The sequence below is a fragment of the Stieleria marina genome, from assembly GCA_007741555.1.
Taxonomy (GTDB): Bacteria; Planctomycetota; Planctomycetia; order Pirellulales; family Pirellulaceae; genus K23-9.
In genome coordinates, this window is the sequence record CP036526.1 from 7,748,298 (window position 1) to 7,768,684 (window position 20,387).

A 20,387-nucleotide genomic window follows, 5' to 3' on the forward strand; every position below is an offset into this window, starting at 1 on the left:
GCCGCGTTGGCAGTTTTGACGACAGATCGGCAACACGCTGCCAGCATCGTGGCAGGCTTACGGAGATGCGCAAATGTCTGACTCAATTCTCAGTGTCGATGACCTGCGTGTCAGTTTCAAAACTGACGATGGAATCGTACGTGCCGTGCGTGGCGTATCGTTCGATGTTCGCCGCGGAGAAACCATCGGTCTGGTTGGCGAAAGCGGTAGTGGCAAAAGTGTCACGAATTTGGCTGTCATGGGCCTGATCCCAAAACCGCCCGGCACGATCGACGGAGGATCCGCAATGTACGACGGGCGCGATCTGTTATCGATGGGCGACCGCGAATTGCAGTCGGTTCGCGGCAAAAAGATCGCCATGATCTTTCAAGATCCAATGACAGCGCTCAATCCGCTGATGACTGTCGAACAGCAGATGACCGAAGTCACTCGCATGCACATGGGTCTGAACAAGAAGGAAGCTCGACTGCGTGCTGCGGAGATGTTGGAAATGGTCGGCATCAGCTCGCCCGCCAAACGCTTGCGAGACTACCCGCACCAGTTCAGTGGCGGGATGCGGCAACGTGTCATGATCGCCATGGCGCTGTCGTGTGAACCTGACATTTTGATCGCCGATGAACCCACCACAGCTCTGGACGTAACGATCCAAGCTCAGATATTGGATCTGTTGGCGGATCTACAGAAACGTCGTGGTACCAGCATCATCTTGATCACCCACGACCTGGGAGTCGTCGCCGGTGTATGCCACCGCGTGATGGTGATGTACGCCGGACGAGTCGTCGAAAAATCTGATGTGCATCCGTTGTTTGAATCTCCCCAGCATCCATACACAATCGGATTGCTGGAGTCCTTGCCGCGAATCGATCAAAGCAAAGGTGGCGAACTACAAGCAATCCCAGGCCAACCGCCCGATCTGGCACACATCCCCGACGGCTGTTCGTTTCGACCGCGTTGTCCGTTTTCGATCGACAAGTGCGTTCAGCAAGATCCGCTGCTTACCGAAGTCGGACCGGATCGCTTGGCAGCGTGTTTGGTGGATGTCGAAACTGCCGAACGAAAAGCGGTGGAGGTGGAATCGTGAGCACACAAATCCAAAGCGACGCATCAGCAAATCGAACGTCTGATCCTCCGCTGCTGCAAGTCAATGACCTGCGCGTTTATTTTCCGTTTAGTCGCGGTTCATTGTTTCGACCCGAACACGGTTTCATTCGTGCGGTTGATGGTTTGACGTTCGACATTCGCGAAGGTGAGACGCTTGGTTTAGTTGGCGAATCAGGATGCGGAAAGTCGACGACGGCTCGAGCGATCATCAACTTAGTCAAACCCACGTCCGGCCAAGTGATTTTGGAAGGCACCGATATCACCGGGCTCAACGACAGGTCGATGCTGCCGTATCGGCGCGAAGTACAAATGGTTTTTCAAGACCCTTTTGCTTCGCTGAACCCTCGCATGACCGTGGGCAGCATCATCGGCGAACCGATTGCAGTACACGGATTGGCCAAGGGCAAAGATCGCAAACTGGAAGTTATCCGGTTGATGGAACTGGTGGGGTTGAACCCGCGATTTCTGAATCGCTATCCACACGAATTTAGTGGCGGACAGCGCCAACGAATCGGCATCGCCAGAGCGCTCGCGGTGCAACCAAAACTGATCCTCTGCGACGAACCCGTTTCCGCGTTGGACGTTTCCATTCAAGCGCAGATCATTAATCTGCTAATGGATTTGCAACAGCGACTTGGATTGTCCTATTTGTTTATCGCCCACGACTTGAGTGTCGTCAGGCACATCGCGACCCGCGTTGGAGTGATGTACCTAGGTCGACTAGTCGAACTGGGTGCTGCTGCTGACCTCTACAGAGCACCGGTACACCCGTATACCGAAGCACTGCTTTCCGCGGTGCCGGTTCCTGATCCAAACGCAGCGGCAGCGCGAGAACGCATCGTTTTAAGCGGTGAAGTTCCCTCTCCCGACAAGCAATATGTGGGCTGCGCGTTTGCGGATCGCTGCTGGCTTGCCGAAGATCGCTGTCGAACTGAACAGCCATCTCTGGCAACAAAAGATCATGCAGGAGCTTGCTGGGTCCGAGCGACCGATTGATTGCAACACTTTGCTTTTGCCGCTCTCTTTGTCCGCAATGAAAACCTTTGCTGAAAAGGAGCTCTTGGCGGACTATTCGGCCAATGCGTTATTGTCATAATGTTGTCGGTGATCGAAATTGTCTTTTCTTTGAGGTCACCGCGCTAATCAATCTTCTCGGAATCAAGTTTGCCGGAGAACTTACAAGATGGAACGCGTCTTTCGCTGCGGAGTCGTGCCATTCGCCTTGGCGTTTCTTTCGATGATGTCCATCGTTTCGGCGGACATCCCGGTCGCCAAAAGCACTCCGGCCAAACCGACGCCGCTGATCAAAGGTGATGCCGCCGGTGCATTTTATGTCACCAAGATCGCAGGCGCCAAAGACGATGGCGTGGATGTGGGGCAAGAACTCTGTTACCGATGCCGGTATGGGTCTCGACCAATCGTGATGGTGTTTGCACGCAGGGCCGATGACAAGCTATCGGACTTGATGGTTCAGTTGGACAAAGCCGTCCAAAGTAGCAAGGAGTCTCAGCTCCGAGGCCTAGTCACGTTGCTCAATGACGATTTGGCGAAGGCCAAAGACAACGCGAATAAGCTTGCTGACAAAACGGGTGTCAAACTGGTCCCCATTGTCGTCGCAAAAGACAACGCGACCGGCCCTCCCAACTACAAACTGAATCAATCCAGTGACGTGACCATCGTGATGGCCAGCGACAGTCAAGTTGTCTGGACGCGTGCCTATTCTGGTGACAGCGTTGATGTTTTGGATGTAATGAGCCACGTCAAAGCGTTGATCGCACAGTCGATTCAGTAGCGCCATTCCAGTCGCTGCCGGCTGTCCCCTCCGCCAACGCCGTTTCTTCTTTGCGAAATCATCGCAAAAAGCGTTCTGCTTTGTTCGATCTATCTGTTTTGTGACCTAGCGTTCAATAAGGAACCGCATGTCTCGGGTGTACCGAGTCTGGAGTTCCGATTGCAACGATTTTGCAACTCAGACAGATCACCATGACCCACTCGTTGAATCGGCCAAGATACTTATTGCGCTGGGATCATGCCTGCGCTAAGGATCTCAGCCAGGACACTGTGGTGGCATCCCATCGTCTTGGCGAATTGCCACTGGCACATGACCAGCGGCTTTGCGACTTGCTCAGCGAGCACCCACGCGATCTGACACAGGTTTACTCGACGGGCAGTGAATTGTCTCATCCCAATGAACTTCGCGTCGGCGAACTGGGTGACTGCCGCAGCGACCAAATCTTAGAAGCAGTTCGCCGCGGACGACTGTGCATTGTTCTACGAGACGTCGACAAGCACCAAAACGATTTTCGTCACTTACTCGGTCGGCTCTACAGCGAGCTCAACGAGTGCGACTCCAGCCTGCGAGCAAGTGACATTGCCGGGGATCTTGTTCTGGCGTCTCCAAATGCTCTGCAGTACTTCAACTGCGATCCTTGCCCAACGATACGTTGGCAACTGCGTGGCAGTCAGTCCATCAGCCTGTACCCGGTCGACAATCACTTTATCGATCCCCAGACACGACAAGCCATCGCGGTCGAAGGTCAATGCTCCGAACTGTTCGGTGCCAGCTATCAGGGTACTGCACCGCAGGGCGTCGGACTTTACTTTGAGGCCGATTTTTTAAAGGACGCTCAGACATATTTTGTTGACGCTGGCAACCTGATTTCCATTCCGCATCTGATTCCTCGACACACGCAGTACCACGGTGATCTGTGCGTCTGGTTTCAGACTCGAGCCAACACGCCGCAGTCGCTTCGGTACCGAAACATCGCGTCCGCTAATTGCTTCATCAGCAAGGCATATCCCCGCATCGCGCGACACGACAGCCAAAAGGGAATCTTGGCGGCGACCAAGAACTTACTGGGCAGCATTCTATCGCTCACTGACCGTCGTACTGAACCAGTTCATCAATTGCCGGCAAGTTTCTCGATCTCGCCGGTAAAAGACCTCGCTCCAACGAAAACACTTTCGCAGCGATCCAGCAAGAAAACTCAACCATCACCAGTCGTCGGCTTTCTCAGCCCGACGCAATCAATCTCAATTACCCCCGTTGTTTCGGAGCAATAAATCGATGTTTGCACGACCTTTTGTCTATGCAGGTCTGGGACTCACACTGGCTACTGCCGCCTTCGCTGCCACCGCAACGCAGTCGTCTTCCGCGACGCCTGCGGTGGCGGCACCGGCGACACCTAGCAAGGTCCTGGGCAACCAAGCTTGTGTGAAATGTCACGCCAACGAAGTCAAAGTTTGGGAAGCCACGCCGCATGCCCACACGTTCGAGGAACTTCACCGTCGCCCCGAAGCCAAGCAAATTGCATCGAAGCTTGGTCTGACGTCGATCAAGCATGATGGTCGCTGCGTCAATTGCCACTACACACAACAAACCGACGCCGCTGGATCAGCCCACGCGATTGCCGGCGTGTCCTGCGAATCGTGTCACGGCGCTGCCAAAGACTGGTTGGATATCCACCACAACTATGGCGCCGAGAACATCACTCGTTTGACCGAATCGCCCGCTCATCGCGCCAGTCGCATCGCAAGCTCGGTTTCGGCCGGCATGCGAAACCCAAACAACGTGTTTGCCGTAGCGCAAAGTTGCTTGCGTTGCCACACAACTGCAGACGAAGAATTGGTCAACATCGGTGGTCATACACCGGGAAGCCTGGACTTTGAATTCGTTGCCTGGAGCCAAGGCAAAGTGCGTCACAATTTCGTGCGGACCGACGGCAACTCCAACGAAGCAAGTTCTCCTGAGCGAGTCCGTGTGATGTTTGTCGCTGGCATGATCGCCGAACTCGAAGCCAGTTTGCGAGCCACTGCCGTGGCAACGAAAAAAGCCACGTACGGCGTGACCGCCGCGAAACGCACCGCACGCACCGCAGCCCGTTTGAAGAGCGTTGCGGCCAAGGTTGACGCTCCCGTTTTGAATGCCATCGTGAAGGTGTTCGGAAGTGTCAAATTGAAACTAAACAACGAAGCACAACTAACCGCCGCTGCCAATCTGATTGCCAAATACGGTTTTCAATTCGCGGCCGAGAACGACGGCAGCGCGCTGGGCAGCCTGGATGCGTTCATTCCCAAGAGTGACCGTTGGAAGTAGATCCGACGAATCCGAGGAGCTTCTGCTCACTTAGCCCTGCAAATCGCAGGGTTATTTTTTTTGCATTTCACACCGAATCAGCCATTTTCGCCGCGTGATTTGCGATTCGGCAAATCGGTTTGTAAGCGGACCACAGAGCATCCATACTGACGGGTCGTTCCTTCTTTCGATCCAGTTTTGCGGCTCAAGTGGATGCATCTCATCAAAAATCTAGTTTTCGTCATCGCCGCCGTGACGTTCGTGTTCAACGTTTCGCCGGCACAGGGCGACGGCCCGATGGCATTCCGCCCAGGCCCCGATGGCAAACCCGTGCAAGTCCCAGGCACGGGCGAATCCAAAGGCGGCGACGGTAAGGATGGTCAACCCAAACCGCCCGAAAAGGGCGGCAAGAAATCGAAGGATGACGATAACAAAGAAGGAAAGTCGCCCGAGCCAAAAATCATCCGCCGTGGTGAAGTTGTCGACGGAACCGCGGACGCTGATGAACTGAAAGCGACCGTGGGCGAGGACGGAAAAGTCGCGTTCCAGTTTCGCAATCAGAGTTGGGTCGAATTGGTTCAATGGCTGTCGGACATCACCAACAAACCACTCGACTGGTTGGAACTCCCCGGCGACCGCGTCAACCTTGCTTCGCCCGGTCGCTACACCGTGGCCGAAACACAAGATCTCTTTAACCGGCACTTACTTGCTCGCGGGTTCACGATCCTGGAACTCGATGGCGGCATGACGATTACGCAAACCAAAGACATCAATCCCGCAGTGGTACCGCGAGTTTCGCTCGCGGAGCTACATGTCCTTGAGCCTCATGCATTCGTGCGAACATCCTTGGACATCGGCTGGCTCTCCGCAGAAAAAATGGCGCAAGAATTGACTGCCATGATCAGCACGAATGGCCGATTGACGGCCATGACGACGACCAATCGCATCGAAGCCATGGATGCCGCCATCAATTTGCAAGAACTTGCTCGTGTGATGGAACAGGAACGCGACAGTGCCAGCCGCGAAGCCTTGGCTCCCGAATTCAAACTTCGCTATCTGCCGGCCGAAGAAGCCAAAAAAATGCTGGAGCAGTTCCTGGGTGTCCAGGAAAAAAAGTCGGCGCCCATGACGCCACAGCAAATGCAGATGATGCAGCAACAGATGCGAAACCAAGGCGGCAAGGCCGTGCCGACCGCCAAGAAGGTCGAAGTCTCCATTGTTGCCAATATTCGCCAAAACTCGGTCATCATTCGCGCGCCAGCGGATCGTGTTGCCGTGGCCACAGAGTTCATCAAACGCATCGATGTTCCTAGCGACGCCATGACTTCCCTGGCCGACATCCAGTCTCGCATGCAAGTCTTTCGGCTTTCGTCGCTTGATCCCGAAAAGCTAATCGAAATCATCACGGAAACAAACGTCCTGGAACCGTCCACGCGACTGCGTGCCGACAATGAAAACAACGCCTTGATCGTATCGGGAAGCGCCCCCGACCGATTTATCATCACCAGTTTGATCGAACGACTGGACGGCAGTGGCCGACGATTTGAAGTCCTTCAGCTTCGGCGGCTGAGCCCAACCGAAGTCGCCGAATCCATCTCCTTTCTGATGGGGCAAAAAGAAGAAAAGGACGAAGGCTCATCGCGAAATCGTTACTACGGCTTCTACGGATACGGCGGCAACGAAGAAGAAAAGAAGAAGACGGACGAGTTCCGTGTCGCTGCGAATGAACGCTATCGACAAGTACTCTTGTGGGCAAGCGAATCCGAAATGGAGCAAGTCGAATCACTGCTGATCAAACTTGGCGAGATTCCGCCTCCGGGAGGCAGCAAACGGACGATGCGAATGGTCGACGCGGCCGCCACGCCAGAAACCTACGAGTACTTGCTGAAACTTCAACAACAATGGAGCTCTACCTCCGGGACTCCGCTGCAGCTCCCAGATAAAGAACTGTTCAAAGATCCGATCGATGAAGTCAATCAGACGGACGACACAGAGACCGAGAATGCCGATCAGCAAGAAGAGCAGGAGGCTGCCCGTCCCAAAAACAGCGACGAAGATGACGCCGTTGCGTCCAACAGCGTGATCAAGCCAGGATACTTGGTAGCGATGCAACCACCTTCCGACCAAGTCGAATCGGGAACTGCTGCCCCCAACAACGCTGCTGACTCTGGCAACGCGGCTGACTCGGACAGTGCTTTGCAGGACGACGCGGCAGCGCCGGCCAGGAAAGTAATTCGGTCGGCAGCAGAATTCGACAGCGTGTTTCGGCCCAAGCCAGAACCGAAAGTCCAGAAAAGCAAGTCGTCCGGATCGCCGATTCGCATTGAAGTCGATTCGGAAGGCAACCTGCTACTACTGTCCAGCGACACCAAATCACTCGATCAACTTGAGGATTTGATGATGATGGTCAAACCACCTCGACGACCGTATCGTGTTTTCAAAATCAAGTTTGCGTCCTCGTTTTGGGTCAAACTGAATTTGGAAGAGTATTTTGAGGACGCCGAAGAGGAGGACTCCGAAGCCGATCGTTTCTACCGTTGGTGGAATGACGATACGGAAGACGAAGACGAAGGACCGACTGGTTTGGGCAAAGGCAATCCACTGAAATTTGTAGAAGACCCGGACACCAATACCATCGTGGTCTCTGGCGCGACCAGCGACCAACTGCGGACGATTTCCGAATTGATTGAACTTTGGGACATCAACGAACCAAACAACAAACGCAAGATGCGATTCACGCGTCTGGTCTCCTTGCAATACGGGCGGGCGGGCGCGATCGCCGAAACCGTCAAAGAAGCCTATCGTGATTTGCTTAGCAGCAATGACAAATCCTTTGGGGGACGTGGTGGAGGCGGTGGCGGAGAAAAGGGAGACAAGGGTGATGCCAAGCGGAAACGCGAGGGCAACGGCTCCGGGCTGGTTGACCGAGAGAACGGCAACGAAGGTGGTGGCGCGGACTTTTCTTTCAAAGGCAAGTTGTCCATGGGCATCGACGAAGTTGGCAACACGCTACTGGTCAGTGCGGAAGGTGAAGACCTGCTGGAATTGATCACCGGGATGATCGAGAAACTCGATTTGGCCGCTCGATCGGCCGGCGAGGTGGAAATTTTTCAACTCTCCGGCAATGTCAGTACTCAAAGTGTTCAGCAGGCGCTGGAGGCATTCGGATCTGGCGCAAGCACCAAGGCCACTGCTGAAACACGCCCGCGACGACCTTTCGGTGGACAAAGCCAAGATTAGCAGTCAATTTAGATGACCTGGCATCCCCCGCCAGCAGCAGCTGTCCATGTGTTCGCGTGGACTGCAAGAACCGACGGTAATGGGGTAACTTGGTATTTGAAACAGCCGTCTTTTGCTGCCTCTTTCTTGGCCAGGCTCCCTTGCTGTCGACCCCACAATTGAATTGATGCAACGATCTGTCTCCGCTGCTTGGGCCGAGATTGTCACCCGCTGGTGGCACGTGGTGTTGATCGCCTGGATTGTCATCGCAGTTGGTTTGCGTTTAGCCGCCCCTGCATGGAACGACGTTGCCTATGACGGTGACTTTGAGTATCTACCGCCGACCATGTCCAGTGTTGCAGGCGGACGGTTGCTGGACGATGCGTTTCCGGGTGTTCGCAGTCGTAGCCAAATCGTTTTGGTCCTTGGACGTGCCGAAGACAAACTCACCCCCAACGATGAGATCGTCGGCCTGGATCTGCTCAGGCGTTTGTACCACCGCCTTGCCGAAGTTTCCTGGCAGCGGGCGATTGAATTTGGTTACGAAAGTGGGCCTGTCGATCAAGCTGGCGACGCAGCGCCTTGGGTTCGACTGACTCGCGAAGCCTTAGATCAATCCATCTCCATCGACGAGCGTTTTTACGAGCGAATCGCTGCAACGGTTCCAGCGGATCCCCCGACGCCCGAAGAACCTCGCATGGCGATCGCGCACTGGGACCGTGGCAAACTGCTGGAATGCTTGGGCGAAACCGAAGAAGCAATTGGCACGGACTTTGAAGCCGCGTTGATTCTGATGCCGGAGCTTCCCACCGTCGCAACGCCGATCGAACAACGTGACCTTGGCCCCTGGTCGTCAATGATCGACGTGCTTTCGTGGGATGACAAGATCATCGGATCGCGCATGACACATGAAAGTGCGCGGCTAGCAGTCATGCAACTTTCAAGCGAACTTGCTGCCACTGGAAACATCGAAACGGTTGAAGCCGTCAACGAACTGATCGATACCGTTCGCCACTACAGCCTGCACTACACCGAGCCAGGATTGAAACTGGAGATGACCGGCTCCGCGGCAATTGGCGGAGAAACTTTGCTGGCTGCACGCGATGCGATTCGTTACACGGAGTGGATCACTGTCGCGATGATCCTGTTGATCTTGGCGGGAGTGTATCGCGCGCCGTTGCTTGTCGCCGTGCCAATGGTTTCGATCGGCGTCGCTGTATTGGTCTCCACGTCGTTGGTCGCACTGCTAACAGGCTGGTCGATCAATGAAACCGTGCCGGGATTGGACCTGCGGGTCTTCACGACTAGCCGCATCTTTATTGTGGTGATTTTGTTTGGAGCGGGAACCGACTACTGCTTGTTTTTGATCGCCCGGTTGAAAGAGGAAGCGGCCAAAGCGGAGTGGCCAGAAGCTTGTCGCAATGCCCTGACCGGCGTCAGCAGTGCATTGATGGGCAGTGCGCTGACGACCATCGTCGGCCTGGGGACACTCTGGATCGCGCGATTTGGAAAGTTTCATTACACAGGTCCCATCATCGCGATCTGCCTATTGGTCGGGTTGTTGATTTGCATGACGTTGACCCCCGCGCTGCTCCGTGCACTTGGACCGAAAGTGTTTTGGCCAGCCACGATCCAACCGACCGTCAGTATTAACGGTCTTTTTTCACGTGGGTCCGATAGCCAAACGGGATCATCGACAGCAACCATTGGCGGTGGAGTCTGGAGCTGGATCGCATTGATGATCACCCGCCGACCGATGACTTGGCTCGTGCTGGGTGTCACTGTCCTGGCCATTCCCGGAACCTACGGACTGATCAATGAAAACTCCGTCACCTACGATCTAAGTGGAGAACTAAGTCACAGCGCCGCCAGCCGTAGAGGACTGCGACTTCTTTCACAGCACTTCAAAATTGGCGAGATCAATCCCGTCACGGTACTGCTGGTTCGCCCAGACGAAAAACCACACAAAGAGTTTGTCAAAGAAATCGGAAAGCTATCGGATCGCTTGTACAAAGCCGATGGTGTTGCCACGGTCCGTACCGCGGTGGATCCGCTGGGCGACTTTCCGCCCGACCGTGACATGGGACTGCTAAGTAGCGATGCCTGGAAAAGGCTGGTTCTTCAGAAACACCGCATCGCCCAAGGATACTTCTTTGCATCGGATGCAAAGTACAAAGATCGGCTTGCCCGCATCGACGTTGTATTTGCTGGTGATCCCTTTTCGATCCAGACCGCTGCCAAAGTCGCAGCGCTAAGCAAAACGCTGGCCGCGGAATCAGCCAATCCAAATTCCACGTGGGCTGACTCCAAGATTTTGTTGACCGGCACGACTCCATCGATTATGGACTTGCGCAGTGTCACGTTAAGCGACAATCGTCGGATCAAAGTCGCCGTCGTGGTGGCCGTGTTTTTGGTGCTCGTGTTTGTGATTCGCAGAGTTGGTCTGTGCTTCTATCTGATCGCAACCGTGCTACTGAGCTACTACGCCACGCTCGGGCTGACACTGCTGTTCTTCCAAGGTGCCTACGGAAACGAGTTCGTCGGCCTGGACTGGAAACTGCCCATTTTCCTGTTCGTGATCCTGGTCGCAGTCGGACAAGACTACAACGTCTACCTAGTCACGCGAATCTTGGAAGAACAACGTTCCTTCGGCTGGCTGATTGCACTTCGCCGGGCCGTATCCAGAACAGGCGGCATCATTACGGCCTGCGGATTGGTGATGGCTGCTACTTTTTTCAGCATGACTTCATCGGCCTGGTTCCCGGAAGTCGCCAGCTGGTTTGGCTTTACAACCGGCGGCAAAGTTGGCCTTCGCGGGATCATTGAACTGGGATTCGCGCTCGGACTGGGAGTGCTGATCGACACGTTCTATGTGCGAACCATCTTGGTACCAAGTTTTGTCGCCATCGCAGGGCGCCGAAAAAAATCCTAGCGGATACAAACTGAGCTAACGCGACTGAGTCTGCGCAGGATCAGTCGCCACCGCCAATGTCTTCTGTCGCCCGCAGTATCAAATTCAGCTCGGCTTCTTCGTGCTGTTCAAACCGTCGGCGAAACTTCCCGAAAAGCCTGACCACTTTAGACACTTCGTCTTCCACGTCTGCTTTGGCGTCCATCGCAGCGTCCGCCAAATCACGCACCTCTGAAAACAGCTTGGAATGCTCTGCTCGCAAGCAATGCGCCATCGTGCTCAGCTGAGGTGCGATATCCACGGCATCATCGAAGTATCCGTAGGCTTCTTCGAGCGAAAAGTGCAGAGCGAGTTGATCTCGCAGTTCCGCAAACAGCTCGATTAACTCCGCCCAATGATTGCCGGCCCTTTCGGGTTGTTCGACGAGAGGAATGACTTGATCCCAAAGCTGTTTTAGATGTCGATTGTCTTCCTTGATTTCTTTCAAGAAAGCCGCGTTAACGGTGACCTGTTTGGTAGCAACCCGACTTTGTGACATGCTGACGATTCCCGAATAGAGAAAACAGACGACGCCCTATTTTAGTCCGTCTGCCAGTGGTAAACCATGTTTTTGTGTTCGCTCGCAATTACAATTGACTCTTTAGGCGATACTGGTTGTGAAAGGCATCACTTGGTCGATACCGTTCGCCCCTGTGATGATCATCAACAATCGATCGACTCCCAGGGCCACCCCCACACAGGCTGGCAGGGTGTTTCGGATTGCTTCGGCTAGTCGCGTGCTATCCGGAAGAGCATGGCGTCCCGAGGCAACCCGTTTCAGATTGTTTTGCTTCGACCGCTGGAGCAGAACATCACTGTCCAACAATTCGTCATAGCCGTTGGCTAGTTCAACGCCTTGGCAGAAAAGTTCAAATCGTGCTGCACAGTCCACATCCGTTTCCGATGGTTTCGCAAGAGCGGCTTGACTGATCGGATAGTCCGTCATGATCAAGGGACGCTCTTTGCCAAGTTTCGACTGAATCTTTTCGCTCAACAGCAAGTCCAGGCAGTCATCGCGATCGACCCGACCATCGTTTGCCAAACCCGGAGCAAATTCAGCCACCCGTTTGCAAAGATCATCTGTGCTCGCTTCGATTGGATCGATATCCAGATGCTGCCGAAACACCTCTCGGTACGTCAGGCGATCAAATCCTGTGGCGCCAATGGCTGATGACACCAGATCGCCCAATAGACAAATGCCCGCGTCCAGATCGGCCCCGACGTCGTACCACTCCAGCATCGTGAATTCGGTGTTGTGAAAATGACCAGATTCTTCGGCGCGAAAAACAGGCCCGATCGAATAAATCGACGGAGCGCCCGCCGCCAACATTCGCTTCATCATTGATTCGGGCGACGTCTGTAGAAAGAAACGCTCCGAATAGCCAGGCAGTTTCACCGACAGCGGATCGATGTACGGATCCACCACACAGTCTCGCGATAGACAAGGCGTTTGGACTTCTAGGAAACCTCGATCGTCAAAGAACGCGCGAAGCCAGCGAAGTAGCTCCGCCCGCTGTTTTAGACACGTTAAGTTCGGCGGAAAGCTAGAATTCATAGTGCCAAATATTGGTGGAGGGTGGGTCAATGAACGACAGCAATGCCGTCCACCATTTCCGATTTGGCAACGCTCCCACATCCAACCCGGATTAGCTTGGTTGCCTTCAAGGCTGCTTTACCGCAGGATAGTGCAGTGAACCTGTTTCGCTCAACCAACCATCTGCCAATGTCGCCATCGGAAAATCGCTACGCTCGCCAAATTCAGTTTGCTCCCATCGGAGCGGATGGACACGATCGCATTTCGCAATCACGAGTTGCCGTGCTGGGATGCGGTGCCTTGGGAAGTGTCGCAGCAGAATTACTCGGCCGCGCAGGCGTGGGACATCTTACTCTGATCGACCGCGACGTCGTGGAATGGACAAACTTGCAGCGACAGTCTCTGTTCGATGAATCCGATGCATCGCTGGCTCGCGCTAAGTCGCAGGCGGCTGCAGAGCGTCTGGGTGAAATTAACTCGCAAATCGAAATCAAGCCGATCGTCGCCGACGTGACAGCTGACAACATTCGCCAGCTACTCGGCGGTGCGGATTTAGTCATGGATGCGGCGGATAACTTCGCTCTGCGGTTTCTGCTGAACGATTGGTCGCTTTCGACCAGAACGCCTTGGGTGCATGGCGGATGCGTCGGCGCGAACGGACAGGTGCGATTGTTTACCGGGCAAGGCAAACCCTGTTTTCGCTGCCTCGTTCCGCAGCCACCGCCAGCTAGTGCCGTACAGACATGTGACACGGCCGGTGTGATCGGTCCCGCCACACATCTAATCGCTAGCCTTCAAGTGACCGAAGCCCTGAAATGGCTTTCTGGAAATCAGGACGATGTCCGGCAAACCGTGCTGTCGGTCGATCTTTGGAGCAACCGCATTCGCGAGCTGAAGTTGGGACCGGCGACCAGCAAAGACTGCATGGCGTGCGCCCAGCAAAAACTCGAATTCCTTGACGGCGAGCGAGGACAGACTTCCGACGGCGTACTGTGTGGCCGCGATGCCGTGCAGATCAGTGCTCTAACCGGCAGCCAGATCGACTTGGCGACTTTCGCAAAACGCTGGGACGGTGTGGGGCGCATTCAGCTGACAACATTTTTTGCCAGACTATTTCCGGATGACGAACGCAGTCTCACCTTGTTTCGCGACGGCCGCGTGATCGTGACCGGAACGTCGGACATCAGCGAAGCAAGAACACTGTACGACCGCTACGTCGGCGGGTAGCCTCCGTTGATCTCATGAGGCTACGAAAAAAAGCAGGCCAGAGATTTCTCTTCGACCTGCTTTGATCGTAAATCGTTAAGAAGGCTTTGTGTTAGCCTTTCTTTTCTTCTGACTCGCCTTCGCCGACGCCAGCACTGACGGTTTCTTCTGGCTCGGGTAGGCCGCGTGCTTCGCCCTTGAAGTCCAAGCGAGTCGTTTTGCCTTCGTCGTTCTTGAACGCATCGATCAAGATCGTGTCCTTGCCCTCGAATGCACCGCGGAGCAATTCTTCGCTCAACGGGTCTTCGATACGTTGTTCAATCGCACGACGCAGTGGACGAGCACCGTAATCCAGGTTGCTACCTTTCTTGACCAAGAACTCCTTCGCTTCGTCGGTCAATTCGATTGCCAAGCCACGCTGAAGCAAACGCTCGCGAACCTTTGCCAATTCGTAATCGATGACTGTCTTGAGGTCTTCTTTGGTCAAGTGGCGGAAGATAATCGTATCATCCAGACGGTTCAAAAACTCAGGTCGGAAGTGACGTTCGATCTGATCCATCACTCGCGACTTCATCGATTCGTAACTGGCATCGCCATCGGGCTTGGTGAAACCAAACGCCGATTCGTTCTTAATCGCTTCCGCACCAGCATTGGTGGTCATGATCAAGATCGTGTTACGGAAGTCAATGTTGCGACCGAAGGAGTCCGTCAAACGACCTTCTTCCATGACTTGCAACATCATGTTGAAGACGTCCGGGTGAGCCTTTTCGATTTCGTCAAACAAGACCACCGCGTACGGACGACGACGAATTTTTTCGGTCAACTGACCGCCTTCTTCGTAGCCGACGAATCCGGGAGGGGCACCAATCAGACGACTGACATTGTGCTTCTCCATGTACTCACTCATGTCGATGTGCACGAGTGCCTCGGAGTCACCGAACATGTACTCGGCCAGCGCCTTGGCCAGCAAGGTTTTACCGACGCCGGTTGGACCAGCAAAGATAAACGATCCGGTTGGACGACGTGGATCTTTCAAACCACTGCGGCTACGACGAACCGCTTTGGCAATGGCCGAAACGGCTGCACTTTGGCTGACGACGCGTTTGTGCAGTTCTTCTTCCATCTGCATCAAACGCATGCTGTCTTCGGTCGACAGACGTGTTAGCGGAACTCCGGTCATTTTACTGACCACTTCGGCGATCACTTCTTCGTCAACGACGCCATCGGTCTGCTGCGACTTCTCACGCCAGTCCTGAGTGATCTGGTCTTTCTTCTTGCGAAGTTTTTCCGCTTGATCACGAAGGTTGGCTGCCTTTTCAAAGTCTTGATTGGCGACCGCGTCTTCTTTTTCCTTGTTCAGCTTTTCGACTTCCTCGTCGATCTCTTTCAGATCGGGTGGACGAGTCATCGTGCGCAGCCGCACCCGGGCACCCGCTTCATCGATCACGTCGATCGCCTTGTCCGGCAAGCAACGTGCGGTGATGTAGCGTTCGCTCATTTCGACAGCGGCGGCGACCGCATCGTCGGTGAACTGCACACGGTGGTGTTCTTCGTAACGACCACGAAGTCCTTTTAGAATTTCGATCGTTTCTTCTTTGCTAGTCGGTTCGACGATGATCTCTTGGAATCGACGTGCCAGAGCGTTGTCTTTTTCGATGTACTTTCGGTACTCGTCCAAAGTTGTTGCGCCGATGCACTGAATCTCGCCACGAGCCAAAGCAGGTTTCAAGACGTTTGCCGCGTCGATCGCACCTTCCGCTCCACCGGCACCCACCAGCGTGTGAAGTTCGTCGATAAACAGAATCGTGTTTTTCACACGACGCACTTCGGTCATCACCGCTTTGATGCGTTCCTCGAATTGACCGCGGTACTTCGTACCGGCGACCATCATCGCAAGGTCCAAGACGACGATGCGTTTGTCGCAAAGGATTTCAGGGACTTCGCCCGAGATACACTTCTGTGCGAAGCCTTCGACGATGGCGGTTTTACCAACGCCGGCTTCACCCAAAAGCACAGGGTTATTTTTTGTTCGGCGGCAAAGGATCTGGATCGCACGCTCGATCTCACGAGCACGTCCGATGACAGGATCCAGTTCGCCTTTCTTGGCTAGTTCGGTCAAGTCACGACCAAAGCTGTCCAACGCAGGCGTCTTGCTTTTGCCGCTTTTGCCCGATGATGAACTGCCGCCGTCGCTGCCTTCGCTACGACCACCGCGTTCGCCGACTTCGGCACCTTCCAGGCCATGGCCCAGCAGGTTCAAGACTTCCTCGCGAACGTCTTCCAGCTTCAGCCCCAAATTCATCAGAACTTGGGCGGCGACGCCTTCTTGTTCACGCAGTAGGCCCAACAAGATGTGCTCGGTGCCAACGTAGCTGTGGTTCAGATTGCGAGCTTCTTCCATCGAATACTCGATGACTTTTTTGGCTCGTGGTGTTTGCGGCAACTTGCCAACAGTAACCATTTCGGGACCGCTTTGAACTAGCTTCTCGACTTCCAAGCGAATTTTGCGGAGGTCGACTTCCAGGTTTTTCAAGACATTGGCGGCCACACCACTGCCTTCCTTGACCAAGCCCAACAGGATGTGCTCGGTGCCGATGTATTCGTGGTTAAACCGCTGAGCCTCTTGGTTGGCCAGTTGCATGACCTTGCGGGCGCGGTCGGTAAATCTTTCGTACATATTTTAAATCTCAAAACCCAGGTTGTTTCCGATCCGAATGGAGTGGGTGATGCCCAAATCGGTTCGTGTCTCTTGTCCTGCGAATGTCGCAGTAAGCGGTCGCTGTCGTCTTGCTTACGATCGATTCGACAGGCCCAACAGCCTTCCTATGGCTGCTGTCAAACTGGCTAACGTTCTTCGTTGCATGATCTCTATGCAAAAGGTACGCCACAGTGCTGCTTTAAACTCAAATCGCGACCCACTGAAGGCAAACCTCGCCGCTATTTCTGCCCTCAGTAACGCACGCCCTGATTCTATCGGTTACGCGAAAAAACAGGGATAGGAGCTTTGCCCAAAGCAGAGGACAAAACACGGAATTTGGCAACCGACCGAATAATCGTTTTCCTATTTCCCGTTGGAAACTTAGTCGAAACTCTCATTTCAATTCGTCTCGCGGTTTCCTCTGTTTTCAGCGAAATTTTAAGCTGCTGTCAAATCGGCAGCGTCATCGGCGATTTTGTCTTCGTCAGAATCGCTCTCGTTATCCTCTTCTACAGCCTCTTCCTCAGCCCCGATATCTCGTTCGATGCGAGCGGCCTCGGCGTCAATCTCCAATGCCCAAGTGTCCCCTATCTCCAATCGACTGAGCTCCGTCACGACCAGCTTGGCTGATTCAGCACGATCTGTGTGACGGTAGACACCCGAAAGCAACAATAGCGCAGGTGGATCTCGCGGCTCAATTGCTAGCACTTGCATGAGACATTTCTCTGCGATTTCCCACTCGCACATCAAGTAAGCGTGCTGCGCATCCTCGAATCGGTCCGGTTCTTCGCTGACCACGCGAGGCGTCAGGATTTCGGGCAGTTCCCGAAAGCTGCGAATCACATAGAACGCCCAAGCGGCGACACCAATCCAACATGCCATTCGCACCAAAATGGCTGATAGCCATTCGGGATACATAAAACGCATCACCAAGAGCAAATTGAGCGCAGCGGCAAACACGATCGCCGCAGCCAGCCCCGATAGCCGTCCGCGCCACCACAATTCCGTCATTCCTGGCCACAAGCAGGTCAGGTAATGCCGCGGCAGAAGCGATTCGTTTGCTGGCATCGTTTTCCCGTCTTTGGCCAGTGTCGTTTACAGGTTCGTATCTACCGCGTTTCCCAGGTCGATAGCAAGACGATCCTGAAATTACGTGCGACGCTTACTCGCCGATCATCACTTGCCAATCAAACGACGGCCCCCGCCGTTCTGCGGCCTACCCAGGCCTATTTCTCCGGTAAATCATCGCTCTCGCTTCGCAAAATCTCTTGCGTCACGCAAACAAACGCCAGCGCCGCCCAAACACGAAACGGGATGAATTAAACTGACAGAGGATTTTCTGGACGTTTCGATGAAAGCTTGGGCCCACTGATGATCATTTACGGACACCGAACGCGGGAATCCAAAGCTGGCACCGGCAATTTTGAGTGCCCCAACTGCCGAACCAACCAAAGTTACACGCGGCTCGAATTGCGTAGTTGGTTCACGCTGTATTTCATCCCGGTCATCCCGTTGATGCGTCAGGGAACTCAGGTGCAGTGCGGTGGCTGCATGTCTCGCTACGACGCCGAAATTCTGAACGTCGTCCCACAACAAGAAACCGTTCCACAACAATCGGTTTTTGGTCAAAACGATGGCTACGCTGCGTCTGCCAACGCGTTGTTCGAACCGAACCCTTACGCCCACACACAGCCCAGCCAGCAAACACAGCCCAACCAGCAAACCCATCCTATTTCGACTTCGTCGTACGCCATCGTCGCCCTAGTCCTGGTCTGTCTTTCACCAGTGCTGATGTTTGTTTGTGGATTGTCGCTGATCTCATCGATTCTGGCGGTCATCTTTGGCCATGTCGCTTTGTCACAGATCAAAAATTCGCAAGGCTCCATTGGCGGTCGAGGAATGGCGTTGGGCAGCACGATCGGCGGCTATCTTTTCTTAGGGCTAAGCGTTTTGCTGATCTTTGTCATCTTTAGTGACGTGGGGCGAGGGAGAAACCAGCGCGCCATCGCGCAAAACCAAGACCTCTTCCCGCAGCGCAACCCAGACCCGACTGCGCAGCGCAACCCGAATTTCGTTCCACCACCCCAGGAGATACCTGATTTCCGTGGCAACATCACCTCCTCGCAAAGCAACGATCAAAGTGGAGCGGCGCAGCGCAACAACCGGACTCCCGACGCCTGGCTAGACCAAGCCTTTCCAAGTCGCGCAGCTTCAGCACGTCCCGGTTCGTTGCCATCGACAACACGATCAGCGGCGGCAGATTTCGGTCGTTCGACAGGAGAACCGCCCAACTTTTCACGACCGAACTTCAGACCACCAAATTTCGATCTGCCATCCGGCCCTCCAAGTCACTTTGCCCCGTCGATGGATCCACTCCAAGCCATGGAGATTCCTCCGCCCTACGTCCCCCCAGCGATGGCAAATTCTGGTCGATCCTTTCCCAACCCTGTCCCGTCGGCTGGCACGCCGCCGACTTCGATCGCTTCCGTACCGCGCGACTCTCTCAATCCGGCTCGTTCACGATCGACGGGGCAATCAAGTAGCAGAACCCGTCCCGCAACTCGGCCACGTCGTGGCGAAACAGATCCCAATCTTGTTCCGATCGACATCGTGCAGAGTTTTCCCGAGATGGGCTGGGGTGTGAAATCATTGGCGTTTTCGCCCGATGGTCGATGGCTGGCCGCCGGTAAACAGGACGACACAATCCTTCTGCTGGACGTTCAAAACGGCCAGACGCTCAGCGAAAAAACCAAGGTCCGTGATGTGGGGCAAGTCACAAACATCTCGTTTGTGCCTCGCGGCAACGGAATCATCGTTGCTGGGTACCGCGGAACGTTGGCAACGATCCCGGTCAACAAACAGGGAGTCATGGGCGAATTAAAATTCCTGTCGCCCCATTCGCGTCCCGTTGAGTCCCTGACGGTCAGCCCGAGCGCGAACTTTGTCATCAGCGGAGCGAACGGAGAAGTGGTCTGGCAATCTTACGCCGGCAACACAACTCAGTCGCGACGAGCTAAGGCACTGGACCGTAAAGTCATGGCGATCTACCTGCCCAAGAAAAGCCTGCACGCGTTGGCGACCGATGGTAAAGAGCTGGTCAGCATTGATCTCGGTAGCACCAAAGTATCCAATCCCAAAACCTGGAAGGGTCCGTACCCACAGTCCTGTAACTTTTCGCCCGACGGTAGCCTGCTGGCAATCAGCGGCGGCAGCGACATCAGCATCATCGAAACCGCCAGCGGAACGGTTCGCTCCACCATGAAGGGACCTAACAACGTCCAGTGGAAAGCCTTGTTTCATCCCGATGGCGACAAGGTCTTTACCGGCAATCGTGGCGTGGTGACCTACTGGGATCTAAGTGACAATTCCGTGATCGCAAACTTTGACTTCGATAGTATCGGCTACATACAAACCATGGCAGTCTCCGATGACGGAAAGATGTTAGCCGCCGTCGCCAGCGGTGCAGGCAAAACACTGAACGTAATTCGATTGCCAGAAAACTAATCACTTCGCGTTGCTGAATTTTTTGTTGCCGCTTGGTGGATCTAACTGCGGTGCGTGCGTTTTTTCTATGGAGACTCTATTCGCACCGCAACTGTACGCG

The 20,387-nt window shown here is 54.4% G+C and carries 13 protein-coding genes; 9 read left to right on the forward strand and 4 right to left on the reverse strand.

What is annotated here, in order from left to right:
- Nucleotides 1-73 precede the first annotated feature (73 nt).
- The 7 genes from K239x_RS27440 (at nt 74) to K239x_RS27470 (ending at nt 11,327) form a co-directional block, all read left to right on the forward strand.
- Nucleotides 74-1,081 (forward strand): ABC transporter ATP-binding protein, encoded by a 1,008-nt coding sequence (locus tag K239x_RS27440; protein WP_145421614.1) that lies wholly within the window; start codon nt 74-76, stop codon nt 1,079-1,081.
- Nucleotides 1,078-2,097, forward strand: coding sequence for an ABC transporter ATP-binding protein (locus K239x_RS27445; protein WP_419189460.1), 1,020 nt, complete (start codon nt 1,078-1,080; stop codon nt 2,095-2,097). The genes K239x_RS27440 and K239x_RS27445 overlap by 4 nt, the downstream gene beginning before the upstream one ends.
- 187 nt (nt 2,098-2,284) lie before the next feature.
- The gene (locus K239x_RS27450; protein ID WP_145421616.1) at nt 2,285-2,893 is read left to right on the forward strand and encodes a hypothetical protein; all 609 of its coding nucleotides are present in this window, start codon (nt 2,285-2,287) and stop codon (nt 2,891-2,893) included.
- A 272-nt stretch (nt 2,894-3,165) separates the two neighbouring features.
- Nucleotides 3,166-4,164 carry a hypothetical protein gene (locus K239x_RS27455; protein WP_145421618.1) on the forward strand — a complete coding sequence of 333 codons (999 nt, stop codon included), beginning with the start codon at nt 3,166-3,168 and terminating at the stop codon, nt 4,162-4,164.
- A 4-nt stretch (nt 4,165-4,168) separates the two neighbouring features.
- Nucleotides 4,169-5,197 carry a cytochrome c family protein gene (locus tag K239x_RS27460; RefSeq protein WP_145421620.1) on the forward strand — a complete coding sequence of 343 codons (1,029 nt, stop codon included), beginning with the start codon at nt 4,169-4,171 and terminating at the stop codon, nt 5,195-5,197.
- Between the two features lie 192 nt (nt 5,198-5,389).
- A complete protein-coding gene (locus K239x_RS27465) occupies nt 5,390-8,416 on the forward strand; it encodes a secretin N-terminal domain-containing protein (RefSeq protein WP_419189461.1) in 3,027 nt (1,008 codons plus the stop codon).
- A 166-nt stretch (nt 8,417-8,582) separates the two neighbouring features.
- Complete coding sequence (locus K239x_RS27470; protein WP_145421622.1) at nt 8,583-11,327, forward strand: MMPL family transporter; 2,745 nt, start codon at nt 8,583-8,585, stop codon at nt 11,325-11,327.
- Between the two features lie 40 nt (nt 11,328-11,367).
- Here K239x_RS27470 and K239x_RS27475 read toward each other — a convergent pair whose 3' ends face one another.
- Together K239x_RS27475 and epmA are read right to left on the reverse strand one after the other, a co-directional pair.
- A complete protein-coding gene (locus tag K239x_RS27475) occupies nt 11,368-11,844 on the reverse strand; it encodes a hemerythrin domain-containing protein (RefSeq protein WP_145421623.1) in 477 nt (158 codons plus the stop codon).
- Between the two features lie 102 nt (nt 11,845-11,946).
- Complete coding sequence (gene epmA, locus K239x_RS27480; protein ID WP_145421625.1) at nt 11,947-12,900, reverse strand: EF-P lysine aminoacylase EpmA; 954 nt, start codon at nt 12,898-12,900, stop codon at nt 11,947-11,949.
- A 168-nt stretch (nt 12,901-13,068) separates the two neighbouring features.
- On the opposite strand from epmA, the gene K239x_RS27485 reads away from it, so the two are divergent.
- Complete coding sequence (locus K239x_RS27485; protein ID WP_145421627.1) at nt 13,069-14,106, forward strand: ThiF family adenylyltransferase; 1,038 nt, start codon at nt 13,069-13,071, stop codon at nt 14,104-14,106.
- A gap of 91 nt (nt 14,107-14,197) precedes the next feature.
- Here K239x_RS27485 and K239x_RS27490 read toward each other — a convergent pair whose 3' ends face one another.
- Nucleotides 14,198-16,762, reverse strand: a complete 2,565-nt coding sequence (locus K239x_RS27490; RefSeq protein WP_145421629.1) for an ATP-dependent Clp protease ATP-binding subunit — start codon at nt 16,760-16,762, stop codon at nt 14,198-14,200.
- Between the two features lie 459 nt (nt 16,763-17,221).
- On the reverse strand, nt 17,222-17,851 hold the full coding sequence (locus K239x_RS27495) for a hypothetical protein (RefSeq protein WP_145421631.1): 630 nt from the start codon (nt 17,849-17,851) through the stop codon (nt 17,222-17,224).
- 303 nt (nt 17,852-18,154) lie between these two features.
- On the opposite strand from K239x_RS27495, the gene K239x_RS27500 reads away from it, so the two are divergent.
- Nucleotides 18,155-20,287 (forward strand): DUF4190 domain-containing protein, encoded by a 2,133-nt coding sequence (locus tag K239x_RS27500; protein WP_145421633.1) that lies wholly within the window; start codon nt 18,155-18,157, stop codon nt 20,285-20,287.
- Nucleotides 20,288-20,387 lie beyond the last annotated feature (100 nt).

What these genes read in the sequence shown, in the direction of transcription:
- K239x_RS27440 (WP_145421614.1), top strand. Translation starts at nt 74, where the DNA reads ATGTCTGACTCAATTCTCAGTGTCGATGACCTGCGTGTCAGTTTCAAA.
- K239x_RS27450 (WP_145421616.1), top strand. Translation starts at nt 2,285, where the DNA reads ATGGAACGCGTCTTTCGCTGCGGAGTCGTGCCATTCGCCTTGGCGTTT.
- K239x_RS27460 (WP_145421620.1), top strand. Translation starts at nt 4,169, where the DNA reads ATGTTTGCACGACCTTTTGTCTATGCAGGTCTGGGACTCACACTGGCT.
- K239x_RS27465 (WP_419189461.1), top strand. Translation starts at nt 5,390, where the DNA reads ATGCATCTCATCAAAAATCTAGTTTTCGTCATCGCCGCCGTGACGTTC.
- K239x_RS27470 (WP_145421622.1), top strand. Translation starts at nt 8,583, where the DNA reads ATGCAACGATCTGTCTCCGCTGCTTGGGCCGAGATTGTCACCCGCTGG.
- K239x_RS27475 (WP_145421623.1), bottom strand. Translation starts at nt 11,844, where the DNA reads ATGTCACAAAGTCGGGTTGCTACCAAACAGGTCACCGTTAACGCGGCT.
- epmA (WP_145421625.1), bottom strand. Translation starts at nt 12,900, where the DNA reads ATGAATTCTAGCTTTCCGCCGAACTTAACGTGTCTAAAACAGCGGGCG.
- K239x_RS27485 (WP_145421627.1), top strand. Translation starts at nt 13,069, where the DNA reads ATGTCGCCATCGGAAAATCGCTACGCTCGCCAAATTCAGTTTGCTCCC.
- K239x_RS27490 (WP_145421629.1), bottom strand. Translation starts at nt 16,762, where the DNA reads ATGTACGAAAGATTTACCGACCGCGCCCGCAAGGTCATGCAACTGGCC.
- K239x_RS27495 (WP_145421631.1), bottom strand. Translation starts at nt 17,851, where the DNA reads ATGCCAGCAAACGAATCGCTTCTGCCGCGGCATTACCTGACCTGCTTG.
- K239x_RS27500 (WP_145421633.1), top strand. Translation starts at nt 18,155, where the DNA reads ATGATCATTTACGGACACCGAACGCGGGAATCCAAAGCTGGCACCGGC.